This is a genomic window from Paracoccus sp. DMF (genome assembly GCF_004407025.1).
GTDB lineage: Bacteria > Pseudomonadota > Alphaproteobacteria > Rhodobacterales > Rhodobacteraceae > Paracoccus > Paracoccus aminovorans_B.
Genome location: NZ_SOKV02000006.1, coordinates 94,442 through 108,077, shown reverse-complemented (window position 1 = coordinate 108,077; position 13,636 = coordinate 94,442). Strand labels below are relative to the sequence as shown.

Annotated in this window: 13 protein-coding genes; 8 read left to right on the top strand and 5 right to left on the bottom strand. The window is 67.6% G+C overall.

Annotated elements, in window-relative coordinates:
• Positions 1-185 precede the first annotated feature (185 nt).
• Positions 186-1,049 carry an ABC transporter permease gene (locus E3D03_RS05355; RefSeq protein WP_318013703.1) on the bottom strand — a complete coding sequence of 288 codons (864 nt, stop codon included), beginning with the start codon at positions 1,047-1,049 and terminating at the stop codon, positions 186-188.
• 102 nt (positions 1,050-1,151) lie between these two features.
• On the opposite strand from E3D03_RS05355, the gene cysQ reads away from it, so the two are divergent.
• The 8 genes from cysQ to E3D03_RS05315 all read left to right on the top strand — a co-directional run bounded on the left by cysQ (position 1,152) and on the right by E3D03_RS05315 (position 10,153).
• Complete coding sequence (cysQ, locus tag E3D03_RS05350; RefSeq protein ID WP_062561834.1) at positions 1,152-1,949, top strand: 3'(2'),5'-bisphosphate nucleotidase CysQ; 798 nt, start codon at positions 1,152-1,154, stop codon at positions 1,947-1,949.
• A gap of 5 nt (positions 1,950-1,954) precedes the next feature.
• Positions 1,955-2,755: a 3-deoxy-manno-octulosonate cytidylyltransferase gene (locus E3D03_RS05345; RefSeq protein WP_062561835.1), complete on the top strand. Its 801-nt coding sequence runs from the start codon at positions 1,955-1,957 to the stop codon at positions 2,753-2,755.
• Between the two features lie 281 nt (positions 2,756-3,036).
• A complete protein-coding gene (locus E3D03_RS05340) occupies positions 3,037-3,927 on the top strand; it encodes a UTP--glucose-1-phosphate uridylyltransferase (protein WP_017999391.1) in 891 nt (296 codons plus the stop codon).
• A 2-nt stretch (positions 3,928-3,929) separates the two neighbouring features.
• Positions 3,930-4,928: a UDP-glucose 4-epimerase GalE gene (galE, locus tag E3D03_RS05335; RefSeq protein WP_062561836.1), complete on the top strand. Its 999-nt coding sequence runs from the start codon at positions 3,930-3,932 to the stop codon at positions 4,926-4,928.
• Complete coding sequence (locus E3D03_RS05330; protein ID WP_263566117.1) at positions 4,925-5,968, top strand: glycosyltransferase family 2 protein; 1,044 nt, start codon at positions 4,925-4,927, stop codon at positions 5,966-5,968. Before galE ends, E3D03_RS05330 begins: the two co-directional genes overlap by 4 nt.
• 86 nt (positions 5,969-6,054) lie before the next feature.
• Positions 6,055-7,083, top strand: a complete 1,029-nt coding sequence (locus tag E3D03_RS05325) for a glycosyltransferase family 2 protein (RefSeq protein WP_263566116.1) — start codon at positions 6,055-6,057, stop codon at positions 7,081-7,083.
• Positions 7,080-8,762 (top strand): beta-1,6-N-acetylglucosaminyltransferase, encoded by a 1,683-nt coding sequence (locus E3D03_RS05320; RefSeq protein WP_263566115.1) that lies wholly within the window; start codon positions 7,080-7,082, stop codon positions 8,760-8,762. Before E3D03_RS05325 ends, E3D03_RS05320 begins: the two co-directional genes overlap by 4 nt.
• Positions 8,759-10,153, top strand: coding sequence for a sulfotransferase (locus E3D03_RS05315; protein WP_263566114.1), 1,395 nt, complete (start codon positions 8,759-8,761; stop codon positions 10,151-10,153). The genes E3D03_RS05320 and E3D03_RS05315 overlap by 4 nt, the downstream gene beginning before the upstream one ends.
• Here E3D03_RS05315 and E3D03_RS05310 read toward each other — a convergent pair.
• From E3D03_RS05310 to mtgA, 4 genes are all read right to left on the bottom strand, one after another.
• On the bottom strand, positions 10,150-11,082 hold the full coding sequence (locus tag E3D03_RS05310; protein WP_062561838.1) for a DMT family transporter: 933 nt from the start codon (positions 11,080-11,082) through the stop codon (positions 10,150-10,152). The genes E3D03_RS05315 and E3D03_RS05310 overlap by 4 nt on opposite strands.
• A complete protein-coding gene (gene queG, locus E3D03_RS05305) occupies positions 11,079-12,137 on the bottom strand; it encodes a tRNA epoxyqueuosine(34) reductase QueG (protein WP_263566113.1) in 1,059 nt (352 codons plus the stop codon). Before queG ends, E3D03_RS05310 begins: the two co-directional genes overlap by 4 nt.
• A complete protein-coding gene (locus E3D03_RS05300; RefSeq protein ID WP_263566112.1) occupies positions 12,118-12,807 on the bottom strand; it encodes a glutathione S-transferase family protein in 690 nt (229 codons plus the stop codon). Before E3D03_RS05300 ends, queG begins: the two co-directional genes overlap by 20 nt.
• Positions 12,808-12,883: 76 nt before the next feature.
• Positions 12,884-13,630 carry a monofunctional biosynthetic peptidoglycan transglycosylase gene (gene mtgA, locus E3D03_RS05295; protein ID WP_263566111.1) on the bottom strand — a complete coding sequence of 249 codons (747 nt, stop codon included), beginning with the start codon at positions 13,628-13,630 and terminating at the stop codon, positions 12,884-12,886.
• Positions 13,631-13,636 lie beyond the last annotated feature (6 nt).

The following is a 13,636-nucleotide window of genomic DNA, read 5'->3' as shown; positions in this document are numbered from 1 at the left end:
TTCTGGGCCTTGGGTCCGAAAGCGGCCCCCGAAGCCCGATCCCTGGATGGACCGAAGGGGACGGCGATCCGGGCCCTTCGATGTTCTGGAGGGCTATATAGGAAGGGGCTCGACGGGCTGCAACAGAGAGCCTGTCATAAAATCGAACGGTTTGCGCCCGGCCGCGCAGCCTGCGGCAAGCCGTCTCATCGCCCGGCCGACCAGCTGAGCGAGACCGCCTTGCGGGTGACGAATTCCGCCATCAGCCCGACCATCAACAGCGCTAGCGTGGTATAGACCGGATAGGTCAGCGACGAGTTGCGGGGCGAGTAGTTGATGAAGGCAAAGCCCCGGGTCTGGTCGATGATGTGGAACAGCGGGTTCCAGGCGAACATGTGCAGCATGAAGCCGGGCATGGTGTTGGCGACGAACATCTTGCCGGAAAACACCATGTTCAGCCGCTGGTAGAATTGCGTCAGCACCTGCGCCGCCTGCGGCCACCAGGGCCGGATCGACAGGAAGATCAGCCCGATGCAGCAGCCCGAGAACCAGGCCATCAGCAGCATGGCATAGCAGGCCAGCGGATTGTCGATCACGATCGGCTGCAACAGGTAGTGATAGGCCGACAGCACCACGATGGCCGAGAAGGTCTGCTTGTAGAGCGAGGCCAGCGCCGCGGCCGAGATCATCACCGCCGTGTTCATCGGCCCGTGCTTCATCATCTGGTTGCTGGGGTTGCCGGCCCCCGCGACCGCGCCGATGGCCTGGGAATGGGCCATGAACATGAAGACTCCGGTCATCAGGTAGACGATGAAGTCGCCACGGATCGGCGACTTGCGCACGCCGATGATGACGAACATCAGCCAGAAGCCGGCGATCATCGCCATGGCCTGCGCCACCGTCATCACCAGGCCGACCACGGCATTGCGCTGGCCCTTGCGCAGGTTGTTGACCGTGACGTGATAGATCAGCGACAGCGTGATGAACGCGGCCTCGATCATGTTGCGACTGCGGCGCTGGGTGAACATGCGTTTCGGGACTTTCTGGGCGGGATCTTTCCGTTGCGACATGCGGGGCGCTTGCCCTGCGCGGTTCGCCGCATCATAAGGAAGCGGACTGCCGTATTCAATCGGCGCCGCATTCCGGGAACGCCGGGACGGAAGGGAAAAAACATGCAATTCGATCAGTTGATTGCCGAGATGCGTCGCCTGGCCCTGCGGGCCGGGGACGAGATCATGCGCATCTATGGCGCCGAGGATTTCGCGGTGCGGGCCAAATCCGACGCCTCGCCGGTGACCGAGGCCGACGAGGCCGCCGACGCGCTGATCTCGGCCGGGCTGCGGGCGGCCTTCCCCGACATCGCGCTGGTGACCGAGGAGCAGGCCGCGACGCATGGCCAGCACCTGTCCACCTTCCTGATCGTCGATCCGCTGGACGGGACCAAGGAATTCGTGCAGCGCCGCGGCGATTTCACCGTGAACATCGCCTATGTCGAAAACGGCGTGCCGCGTTTCGGCGTGGTCTATGCCCCGGCCAAGGGCCGGCTGTTCTACACCACCGCCCAGGGCGGCTCGGTCGAGGAGAAGGGCCCCTTCGGCGAACAGCCGGGCGAGACGGTCGCCATCGGCGTGAACTCGATGCCCGACAACCGCGGGCTGATGGTCGTGGCCTCGAAATCGCATCGCGACCAGGCGACGGACGACTATATCAACCGCTACGGCGTGCGCGACATGACCTCGGCCGGCTCGTCGCTGAAATTCTGCCTGGTGGCGACGGGCGAGGCGGATCTGTATCCGCGCCTGGGCCGGACCATGGAATGGGACACGGCGGCGGGCGACGCGGTGCTGCGCGGCGCCGGCGGCGAGGTGGTGCGCTTCGACGACCATACGCCGCTGACCTATGGCAAGCCGGGTTTCGAGAACCCGTTCTTCATCGCCTTCGCCCCCGGCGTGCTGCTGGTCAAGGACTGAGCCCCATGTCGGTCGTCATCGTGATCCCCGCCCGGCATGCCTCGACGCGCTATCCGGGCAAGCCGCTGGTCGAGCTGCGCGGCGCCACGGGCGAGGGGCTGTCGCTGATCCGCCGCAGCTGGCAGGCGGCGCAGGCCGTCGCCGGCGTGGACCGGGTGATCGTCGCCACCGACGACGCCCGCATTGCCGAGCATGCAGCCGGCTTCGGCGCCGAGGTGGCGATGACCTCGACCGCCGCGCGCAACGGCACCGAACGCTGCGCCGAGGCTGTGGCGGCGCTGGGGCTGATGCATGACATCGTGGTCAACCTGCAGGGCGACGCGCCGCTGACGCCCGCGTGGTTCGTCGAGGAGCTGGTCGCGGGCCTCGCCGCCGATCCGGGCGCCGATGTGGCGACGCCGGTGCTGCGCTGCTCGGGCGCCATGCGGTCCGAACTGATCGCCGACCGGGTGGCGGGGCGCGTCGGCGGCACCACCGCCGTCTTTGGCCACGACCGCCGGGCGCTGTATTTCAGCAAGGAAGTCATCCCTTATGCCGCCGCCGATTTCGGCCCCTCGGACCCGACGCCGGTGTTCCACCATGTCGGCGTCTATGCCTATCGCCCGGCGGCGCTGGCCGAATACCCGGGCTGGGACGAGGGCCGGCTGGAGGCGCTGGAGGGGCTGGAGCAGCTGCGCTTCCTGGAACGCGGCCGCCGCATCCTCTGCGTCGAGGTCGAGGCCCGCGGCCGCGAGTTCTGGGAGCTCAACAATCCATCCGACGTGCCCAAGCTCGAGGCAATGATGCAGCGGATGGGTATTGCTTAGGCTAATCGCGTTAAAGTAGACTAACGCGCAGTTCCGTGTTTGTTTAAGTTGTTCAAATCTGCGGCAGCATTCAAACGCGCCGGACGACGCCATTTTGAAATCAGAGGAATTCCGCTGGAACTCCACAGCCAATAGGCAGAAACTCGCTGCCAGCCGCCAAAAATTGAATCACTTTCGTCGTTTGCAGAAACCTGCGCGGGGTATACGCACTTGTTGCGGAAGCCTCGTCAAAGAGGGATAAGCGTCGGGCTGTCGGCGCAAGAGATCAGGAGATCGGATCAATGAACCGCAAAGTCACCAAGGCCATCTTTCCCGTCGCTGGCCTGGGCACCCGCTTCCTTCCGGCTACGAAAAGCATTCCCAAGGAAATCATGACCTTGGTCGACCGGCCGCTGATCCAATACGCCATCGACGAGGCGCGCGCGGCCGGAATCGAGGAATTCATCTTCGTCACCTCGCGCGGCAAGGGCGCGCTCGAGGATTACTTCGACCACGCGCACGAACTGGAATCGAGCCTGAAGAAATCCGGCAAGACCGAGCTTCTGGACATCCTGCGCGGCACCAACATGGATTCGGGCGCCATCGCCTATGTCCGCCAGCACAAGGCCCTGGGCCTGGGCCATGCGGTCTGGTGCGCCCGCCGCCTGCTGGGCGACGAGCCGGTCGCGGTCATCCTGACCGACGACGTCATCATGGGCGAGCCGCCCTGCCTGCAACAAATGATCGAGGCCTACAAGGAAACCGGCGGCACCATGGTCGCCACCATGGAAGTCCCGGCCGAAAAGACCAAGGCCTATGGTGTCCTGGACGTGGCCGAGGACATGGGCGCCATCGTCCGCGCCAAGGGCATGGTCGAGAAGCCCAAGGAAAACCCGCCCTCGAACCTGGCCGTCATCGGCCGCTACATCCTGGCGCCGACGGTCATGGACAACCTCAACAAGCTGAAGCAGGGCGCCGGCGGCGAGATCCAGCTGACCGACGCCATCGCCGACGAGATCGAGGAAGGCCGCGACGTCTTCGGCCTGCGCTTCCGCGGCCAGCGCTTCGACTGCGGCAGCAAGGCGGGCTTCCTGCAGGCCACCGTGGCCTTCGGCCTGGCGCGCGACGAGCTGAAGCACGAGTTCGCCGAATATCTCTCGGACATCACCGCGATGTACAAGGCGGCCGAATAAGCATGACGGAAACGGTGCTGGTCACGGGCGGCGCGGGCTATATCGGCTCGCACGCCTGCAAGGCCCTGCGGGACGCGGGTTTCACCCCGGTCACCTATGACAACCTGTGCACGGGCTGGCAGGACGCGGTCAGGTTCGGGCCCTTCGAGCAGGGCGACCTGATGGACCGCGCCCGGCTGGATGCGGTCTTTGCCGCGCACAAGCCGGTCGCGGTGATGCATTTCGCCGCGCTGAGCCAGGTCGGCGAGGCCATGCGCGAGCCGGGCAAATACTGGCGCGGCAATGTCGGCGCCTCGCTGAACCTGATCGAGGCGACGCTGGCGGCGGGGGTGCGGAACTTCGTGTTTTCCTCGACCTGCGCCACCTATGGCGACCATGACGGCGTGGTGCTGGACGAGACGACCGCCCAGGCGCCGCTGAACGCCTATGGCGCCAGCAAGCGCGCGATCGAGGACATGCTGAAGGATTTCGGCGCCTCGGACGGGCTGCGCTCGGTGATCTTTCGCTATTTCAACGTCGCCGGCGCCGACCCCGACGGCGAGGTGGGCGAGTTCCATCAGCCCGAGACGCATCTGATCCCGCTGATCCTGGACGCGGTGGACGGCAAGCGCGACGCGCTGACCATCCACGGCACCGACTATCCGACGCCGGACGGCACCTGCATCCGCGACTATGTCCATGTCATGGACCTGGTCGATGCGCATGTGCTGGGCCTGCGCCACCTCTTGGCCGGCAAGGTCGCGGATGGCGGGCACGAGGTCTTCTGCCTGGGCACCGGCAACGGCTTTTCCGTGCGCGAGGTGGTGGCCGAGGCGCGTCATGTCACCAACCGCCCGGTGCCGATGGTCGAGGGCCCGCGCCGGGGCGGCGATGCGGTCAAGCTGGTCTCGGGCTCGGAAAAAGCGATCTCGGTCCTGGGCTGGAACCCGGCGCGCTCGACCATGCAGCAGATGGTGGCGGATGCCTGGCGCTGGCACCAGAATGGCGGCTATACCCGGTGAAGGCCGGCGACCGGCGCGGTCCGCTGCGGCGCGGCTGGTCGGCCTGGCGGATGCGCGCCAAGCGGCGCCAGCTGATCCTGCGCGCCATGCGGGCGGGGCGGGGCCTGCAGCCGCTCGCCGACCGCACGGCGGCGATCCGGCCCGGCGACATCCTGGGCTTCGTCACGCTGCGGAACGAGATGCAGCGACTGCCCGAGTTCCTGGCGCATTACCGGGCCTTGGGCGTCGCGCATTTCCTGATGGTGGACAATGCCAGCACCGACGGCGGCGCGGATTACCTGCGCAGCCAGCCCGACGTCTCGCTGTGGAGCGCGCCGGGCAGCTATCGCGAGGCGCGCTTCGGCATGGACTGGCTCTCGGCCCTGCTGCTGCGCCACGGCCGCGGGCATTGGTGCCTCAGCGTCGATGCCGACGAGTTGCTGGTCTATCCGCATTGCGACAGCCGCGACCTGCGGGCGTTGACCGCGCATCTGGATGCGCAGGGCATCGCCGGCATGGGCGCGCTGATGCTGGACCTGTATCCGCAAGGCCCGCTGGACCAGGCGCCTGCGACCGGCAGCGTGACCGAGCGGCTGCCCTGGTTCGACCCCGGCCCCTATCGCTGCCAGGTCATGCAGCCGCGCCGCAACCGCTGGGTGCAGGGCGGGGTGCGCGCGCGGGTGTTCTTCGCCGACCGGCCGAAACGCGCGCCGACGCTGAACAAGCTGCCGCTGATCCGCTGGCACTGGCGCTATGCCTATGTGAACTCGACCCATTCCATGCTGCCGGCGCGGTTGAACGACCTCTACAACGGGCCGGGCGATGCGCGGCTTTGCGGCGTGCTGCTGCACAGCAAGTTCCTGCCCGACATCGCCGCCCGCTCGGCCGAGGAACTGGCCCGGCGCCAGCATTTCGCCGATCCCGACGCCTATGCCGGCTATCACCGGGCACTGACCGATGCGCCCGACCTGTGGCACGCCGACTCGGTGCGCTATCGCGATTGGCGGCAGCTGGTCGCGCTGGGTCTGATGGCGGGCGAGGGCTGGCCCGGCGACCCGTAAGGAAACCGCTTGCGAAACCCCGCGCAACCACGCATGTCCCCTGACATGAAGCAAGACCGTCACATTCAACCCACGGATGGTATGCGGTGCCCCGGCTGACGCGCTGGCCGATCTGGAAGCGGCTGCGCCGACGGGCGCGGCGGCAATGGCTGGTCGCCCGGGCGGTGAACCGGGGGCGGGCGCTGCGCCCGGTCATGGACCGCACCCGCCGCATCGGGGCGGGCGAGATCCTGGCCTTCGTGACCCTGCGCAACGAATTGCCGCGCCTGCCGTATTTCCTTGCGCATTACCGTCGGCTGGGCATCGGGCATTTCCTGGTCGTGGACAATGCCAGCAGCGACGGCAGCGCCGAATGGCTGGCCGAGCAGCCCGACGTCTCGCTGTGGCGGACCGAGGCCAGCTACAAGGAATCGCGCTTCGGCATGGACTGGCTGAACTGCCTGTTGCGCCGCCACGGCAGCGGGCATTGGTGCCTGACCGTCGATCCCGACGAATTCCTGGTCTATCCGCATCACGACACCCGGCCCTTGCAGGCGCTGACCGACTGGCTGGACGCGGGCGAGATCCGGTCCTTCTCGGCCATGCTCCTGGACATGTATCCCAAGGGGTCGCTCGAGGCCGAACCCTATCGCCCCGGGCAGGACCCGTTCGAGATCGCGCGCTGGTTCGACCCAGCGAACTACACCATCCGCAAGAACAGCGAATACGGCAACCTGTGGATCCAGGGCGGGCCGCGCGGCCGCGCCTTCTTTGCCGACAATCCGCAGAACGGCCCGGCGCTGAACAAGATCCCGCTGGTGCGCTGGGAACGCGGCTATGCCTATGTCAGCTCGACCCACATGTTGCTGCCGCGGGCGCTGAACCTGGTCTATGACCAGGACGGCGGCGAAAAGGCCTCGGGCTGCCTGCTGCACGCCAAGTTCCTGTCCACCTTCGTTCAGAAATCCGCCGAGGAGCTGACCCGGCGCCAGCATTACGCCGACAGCCAGGAATACCGCGCCTATCACTCGGGCCTGCAGGAGGACCCGGATTTCTGGTGCGCGCAGAGCCGCGAGTTGCAGGACTGGCGCCAGCTCGAGGATCTGGGCCTGATCTCCAAGGGGAACTGGGCATGACCGTGCGGCTGGGCGTGGTGATGCTGTGCCACGACGAATTGCCCGTCGCGGCGCGCTTGGCGCGGGTCTGGGCCGAGGGCGGGGCCTCGGTCGCGGTCCATGTCGATGCCAAGGCGCCGCCGGACGGGGTGGAAACCATGCAGCAGGATCTGGCCGACCTGCCGCAGGTGGTGTTTAGCCCGCGCCATTCCTGCGAATGGGGCATGTTCAGCCTGGTCAAGGCCACGCAGGACGCCGCCGCGCTGCTTCTGGACCGGTTCGAGGACGTGACCCATGTGCTGGTGGTCTCGGGCTCCTGCCTGCCCCTGCGGCCGGTCGCCGACCTGGTGGCCTTCCTGGCGCTGCACCCGCGCCGCGACTTCATCGAAAGCGTGACGGCGGCCGATGTCGGCTGGACCGTGGGCGGGCTGAACGAGGAACGCTTTACCCTGCGCTTCCCGTTCTCGTTCCGGCGCCGCAGGAAGCTTTTCGACCGCTATGTCGCCTTGCAGCGCCGGCTGCGCTTTCGCCGCCGCATCCCGCAGGGGCTGGTGCCGCACCTGGGCTCGCAATGGTGGTGCCTGACCCGGACCACGCTGCGCGCCATCCTGGCCGATCCGCGCCGGGCCGAATTCGACCGCTATTTCGCCAAGGTCTGGATCCCGGACGAGAGCTATTTCCAGACCCTGGCCCGCCGCCATTCGCAGAATATCGAAAGCCGGTCGCTGACGCTGGCCAAGTTCGACGGCCAGGGCAAGCCCTATATCTTCTACGACGACCACCTGGAGATGCTGGAGCAGTCGCGCTGCTTCGTCGCCCGCAAGATCTGGCGCGGCGCGGCGCGGCTGCATGCGCATTTCCCGCATGGCGATCCGGCCCGCCCCGCGGCCGACGAGCCGCGCCCCGAGCGGCTGGACCGGGTCATCAGCCAGGCCGTCGCCCGCCGCAGCCTGGGCCGGCCCGGGCTTTACATGCAAAGCCGCTTTCCGCTGAAGGACCGCGAGAACGGCAAGACCTCGGCGCCCTATGCCGTGCTGCAGGGCTTCACCGACCTGTTTCCCGATTTCGCATCCTGGCTGGCCGAACGGGTGGATGCCGATGTGCACGGCCATCTTTTCGCGGTGCATGGCGCCGAATTCGCCGGCCGGACGCCGATCGGGCCGGGGGGGCTGTCGGACAGCGCGGCGCTGCGCGATCTGGACCCGCGCGGCTTTGTCGCCAACCTGATCCGCATGTCGGACCGGATGCCGCTGTGGCAGTTCAGCCCGCGCGACGGGCAAGAGATGAACTGGTTCACCGCCACCGACCCCAATGCCCGCATCTTCGTCATCACCGGCGCCTGGGCGGTGCCGCTGCTGCATTCCGACATGCCCTTCGACGACATCCGCCGCGTCGCCGCCATCCTGCAACGCACGGAACTGGCGCAGATGGAGGTGCTGAACTCGGTCTGGCTCAAGGCGCAGACCCAGGTCTGGGACCTGGGCGATTTCTGCGCCCGGCCCGCCGCCGTGCTGGGCGGCATCCTGCGCGCGCTTGGCGCCGACCCCGAGGCCGCCGCCGACCTGCCGCCCATGCGCGAGATCGCCGGCATGGGCCGATTCCTGCAACGCCTGCGCAATGCCGGGCTGCGCCCGCAGCTGATGGGCGATTTCCCCGCAACCGACATCGCTGTCCCGCCGCAAGAAAGACCCGCGCCATGACCCAGCCCTTCCGCAGCTTCGTCATCTTCGCCGAGATGCGCACCGGCTCGAACCTGCTCGAGGCGACGCTGAATGGCGTGAAGCGCGTCACCTGCTTCGGCGAGGCCTTCAACCCCTACATGATGGGCTGGCCCGACAAGACCGAGCTCAAGGGCATCACCATGGCCGAGCGCGACGCCGATCCGCACCGGCTGCTGGCGGCGATCTTCGACAAGCCGAACCACCTGCCGGGCTTCCGCTATTTCCACGACCACGACCCGCGCGTCTTCGACGCCATCATGGAGGACCGGGCCTGCGCCAAGATCGTGCTGACCCGCAATCCCGTGGACAGCTATGTCTCGACCGCGCTGGCGCGCGCCACCAACCAGTGGAAGCTGAACGAGACCGAGACGCCGATCCCCGCCGCCGCCCGCTTCGACGCCGAGGAATTTCGCCAGGTCACCGGCGAGATCGAGGCGTTCCAGCTGAAGGTGCTGCACCGCCTGCAGGTCACCGGCCAGGCCGGTTTCTGGCTGGGCTACGAGGATCTGCGCGACGCCGAGGTGATGACCGGGCTGCTGCATTGGCTGGGCCGCACCGACCTCGAGCGGGTCGAGCCGGCCAACGACCAGGTGCCGCAGAACCCGCGCGAGCTTGCCGAGAAGGTCGAGAATTTCGACGAGATGCAGGCGGAACTGGCGCGTCTCGACCCGTTCATGCTGCGCAAGATCCCGAATTTCGAGCCGAGGAAGGGCCCGGCCGTGCCCTCGTTCCTGGGGGCCGAGGCGGGCAAGGGGCTGATCTTCATGCCGATCAAGGGCGGGCCTTCGGACAGCGTGGCGCGCTGGCTGCGGGCCATGGGCGAGGTCTCGGCCGATTTCAACCAGAACAGCCTGCGGCAATGGAAGCGCCAGCATGTCGGCCACCGCAGCTTTACCGTGCTGCGCCACCCGCTGCTGCGCGCCTGGGCGGCCTTCGACAGCCTGCTGCGCGGCAGGAATGCCGAGCTGCGCCAGATCCTGCGCGACATCCACCGCGTCGCCCTGCCGCCCGATGCCGAGCTGGCCGCGATGGAAGACAGCCGCAAGGCCGAGCTTTTCGCGGCCTTCCTCGACTTCCTGCGCCGCAACCTGAACGCCCAGACCACGCTGCCCTGCTATCCCGGCTGGGCCAGCCAGTCCGAGGTGCTGGCCGGCTTCGCCCGCTTCGGCGCCCCGGACATGGTGCTGCGCGAAAGCGACCTGCCGCGCGACCTCAACTGGCTGGCGGCCAGCGCCGGCATCCGCGCGCCCGCCGACCTGCCGGACCCCGAGCCTTTTCCGGATTTCCTGAACGAACAGGAACTGCGCGGCGCGGCGAAAAAGGCCTATCTGCGCGATTACGTCGCCTTCGGCTTCGGCGGCCAGCCCTAACCCTGCGGCGTCATCGCCTTGCGCTGGCGGTTGCGCTCCAGCCCCAGCTGGCGCTCGCGCCAGATGATCAGGATGCCGGCGAGGATCACCAGCGCGGCGCCGGCCAGCATGGTCAGCGTCGGCGCCTCGCCGAAGACATACCAGCCGATGAGCAGCGCCAGGATCATCGAGCAATATTCGAAGGGCGCGATCAGCGAGGCATCGGCAAAGCGATAGGCCGAAGTCAGCAGGATCTGCGCGAACCCGCCGAGCAGGCCGATGGCGATCAGCGTCAGCGTGGTCCCGAGGTCCGTCGCCACCCAGCCGAAGGGCAGCGTCAAGAGCCCCAGCACCGTCGAGGTCAGCGAGAACCAGAACACGATGGCCGAGGTCTGTTCCTCTTGCGCGAGCTTGCGCACGAAGATCATCGCCAGCGCCGTGCAGGCCGCCGCCGACAGCGCCACCATGGCGCCCAGGCTCTGCTGCAGGCCGCCGGCACCCTGGCCCAGCCGCGGCGACAGCACGATCACCACGCCGACCAGCCCCAGAAGCACCATGCCCAGGCGAAACACCCGCACCTCTTCGCCCAAGAACATCGCGGCAAAGATCACCGTCAGCAGCGGCGCGGCATAGCCCAGCGTGGTGGCCTCGGGAAAGGGCAGCAGCGCCAGCGCCCAGAAGCTCAGCACCATGGCGCAGGTGCCGATGATGCCGCGATAGAAATGCCCGATCGGGCGAAAGGTGCGCAGCCCGGTGCGCAGGTCGCCGCGCCAGGCCAGCCAGCCCAGGATCACCGGAATCGCGAAGAACGAGCGAAAGAACACCTGCTGGCCCGGCGGCACGCCCAGGCCGCCCTCGGAGGTGGCCTTGACCAGCGTGCCCATCAGCGTGAACACCAGCACGCTGAGACATTTCAGGATGATGCCGCGCAGCGGGCTTTGAGGGATCATGGCAGGCGCTCGCAGGCCCAGCGTGCCGCATCGGCCACGGCGGGATCGGGGTCGTTCAGCAAGCCATCGGCCACGGGGCGCAGATGTGCAAGCCCTGAATTGCCGATGGCGTAAAGCACGTTCCGGACCATGCGGTCGCGGCCGATGCGCTTGATCGGGCTGCCCGAGAAGCGTTCGCGAAAGCCCGCGTCGTCCAGCTGCGCCAGCTCGGCCAGCGCCGGGCCGCCATGGGGCCCGTGATAGCGCAGCTCGGTCGCGGCCTGGGCGAACTTGTTCCAGGGGCAGGCGGCCAGGCAATCGTCGCAGCCATAGATGCGGTTCCCCAGCATCGGCCGCAGCTCGGGGTCGACCGGCCCCTTGTGCTCGATGGTCAGGTAGGAGATGCAGCGCCGCGCATCCAGCTGATAGGGTGCCGGAAAGGCGCGCGTGGGGCAGGCGTCGAGGCAGGACCGGCAGGATCCGCAATGGCTGCGCTCGGCCGCGTCCTTGGGCAGGTCCAGCGTGGTGAAGATCGAACCCAGGAAGAACCAGCTGCCCAGCTCGCGCGACAGCAGGTTGGTGTGCTTGCCCTGCCAGCCTAAGCCCGCCGCCTGCGCCAGCGGTTTCTCCATCACCGGGGCGGTATCGACGAAGACCTTGATCTCGCAGCCGGTCAGCCCCACCAGCCAGCCGCCCAGCCGCTTCAGCCGCTTCTTGACCAGGTCGTGATAATCCTTGCCCTGGGCATAGACGCTGACTGCGCCGCGATCCGGGTGGTGGCTGATCTCCAGCGGGTCGTGCTCGGGCGTATAGAGCTCGGCCAGCATGATGACCGAACGCGCCTCGGTCCAGAGGCTGGCGGGCGAGGCGCGCCAATGGCTGCGCTCGGCCATCCATTCCATCTGGCCATGGCGGCCCTCGGCCAGGAAGGCCGCCAGCCGGTCGGGCAACTGCGGGTTGGCGTCGGGGGCGCAGATGCCAAGGGCATTGAAACCCTCGGCCCGGGCCTGTTCCTGCAGCCGGGACCGGATCTCGGCCGGGTCGGCGATCCTGGTCCTAGAAGTCGAGCAGGGCATAATGCGGCGCCGGGTGGACGCCCGGCAAATGGTCGGCCAAGAGACTGCGGAAGGCCGGCCGTGACTTGATCTTGGCATACCATTCCTGCACCTCGGTCGAATAGGTCCAGTCCACGTCCGAGATGTAGTCGAGGCACGAGAGATGCGCCGCGGCGGCGAAATCCGCCAGCGTCATCGCGTCCCCGGCCAGCCAGCGGCGATGTTCCAGCAGGCTGCGCATGTAGTCGAGGTGATAGCGGATGGCCGACAGCCCGGCCTTGACCGTGCGCGAGTCCGGGTAGCCCAGGCGCATGACCTTCTTCCAGACCCGCTCGGTCATCACCGGCCTGGTCACCTCGGCGTTGAACTTGTCGTCGAACCAGGCGCAGAGCCGGCGGACCTCGTAGCGCTCGATGGCGGCATGCGGCATCAGCGCCGGCTGCGGGATGGTCTCGTCCAGATATTCGCAGATCGCCTGGCTTTCGGCCATCAGCCGGCCGTCCATGCGCAGCACCGGCAGCTTGCCGGCCGGATTGCGGCGCAGGATCTCGGACCCCGGCTCCCAGAAGCGGTCCTCGACCAGCTCGACCTCGACCCGCTTCTCGGCCAGCACCAGCCGCACCTTGCGGCAATAGGGCGACAGCGCGACATGATAGAGGCGGATCGTGGAATTGGGCGAGGAATTATTCATCTGGGAAAAACCGTGCGTGGCTGGGCCTTCGGGTTGATACGCCCCGGGGGCCGCGTTTTCAACCGCGATGCGCGGATCAGCGCCCAAGCACCAGGCAGGAATCGCGGCCGTCCGCCCGGATCGTCTGCGCGCCGCTGACGATGGACCGCGTCCGGGCCGAGCCGGTCTGCGGGTTGCGCACCCGCGGCGCCGGCAGGATCGAGGCCAGTGCCGCCGATTGCGTCAGCGTCAGCTTGTCGGGCGTGGTCTTGAAGTAATACTCGGCCGCCGCGTGCACGCCGAAGACGCCGCGGCCGAATTCGGCGATGTTCAGATAGACCTCGACGATGCGGCGCTTGGACCACAGCGCCTCCAGCATCGGGGTATAGGCGGTTTCCATCACCTTGCGCGGCCAGCTGCGGCCCTGCCACAGGAACACGTTCTTGGCGGTCTGCTGGGTGATGGTCGAGGCGCCCCGGCTGGAGCCCGAGGCGATGACCTTGCGGATCTCGACCATGTCGAAGCCCCAATGGGCGCAGAAATTGGCGTCCTCGGCTGCGACCACGGCGCGGACCATGTGGGGCGACACCTCGTCCAGATCGACCCATTCCCGGCTGGCGCGGCCGGGAAATTCGCTCTGGCCCTGGATGATGGTCCAGGTCGTCGGCGGGTTGATGAAGGAAAACAGAAAGACCAGCACGAACATCAGCGCCAGCAGCCGCAGCCCGATCCAGCGCCCCCAGCCCCAGAGCCACAGCGCGGCGCGCCGCAAGGGCCGCCAGCGCCGGGGCACGGCGGGCGGCATGTCCTGCGGGTCGTCAAGGGTCTGGCTGCGGCGGGGCATGGCCGC

Excerpts from the sequence above, each read along its gene's own strand:
- E3D03_RS05345 (WP_062561835.1), top strand. The coding sequence starts at position 1,955 with ATGTCGGTCGTCATCGTGATCCCCGCCCGGCATGCCTCGACGCGCTAT.
- E3D03_RS05310 (WP_062561838.1), bottom strand. The coding sequence starts at position 11,082 with ATGATCCCTCAAAGCCCGCTGCGCGGCATCATCCTGAAATGTCTCAGC.
- E3D03_RS05320 (WP_263566115.1), top strand. The coding sequence starts at position 7,080 with ATGACCGTGCGGCTGGGCGTGGTGATGCTGTGCCACGACGAATTGCCC.
- queG (WP_263566113.1), bottom strand. The coding sequence starts at position 12,137 with ATGCCCTGCTCGACTTCTAGGACCAGGATCGCCGACCCGGCCGAGATC.
- E3D03_RS05355 (WP_318013703.1), bottom strand. The coding sequence starts at position 1,049 with ATGTCGCAACGGAAAGATCCCGCCCAGAAAGTCCCGAAACGCATGTTC.
- cysQ (WP_062561834.1), top strand. The coding sequence starts at position 1,152 with ATGCAATTCGATCAGTTGATTGCCGAGATGCGTCGCCTGGCCCTGCGG.
- galE (WP_062561836.1), top strand. The coding sequence starts at position 3,930 with ATGACGGAAACGGTGCTGGTCACGGGCGGCGCGGGCTATATCGGCTCG.
- E3D03_RS05300 (WP_263566112.1), bottom strand. The coding sequence starts at position 12,807 with ATGAATAATTCCTCGCCCAATTCCACGATCCGCCTCTATCATGTCGCG.
- E3D03_RS05315 (WP_263566114.1), top strand. The coding sequence starts at position 8,759 with ATGACCCAGCCCTTCCGCAGCTTCGTCATCTTCGCCGAGATGCGCACC.
- E3D03_RS05340 (WP_017999391.1), top strand. The coding sequence starts at position 3,037 with ATGAACCGCAAAGTCACCAAGGCCATCTTTCCCGTCGCTGGCCTGGGC.
- mtgA (WP_263566111.1), bottom strand. The coding sequence starts at position 13,630 with ATGCCCCGCCGCAGCCAGACCCTTGACGACCCGCAGGACATGCCGCCC.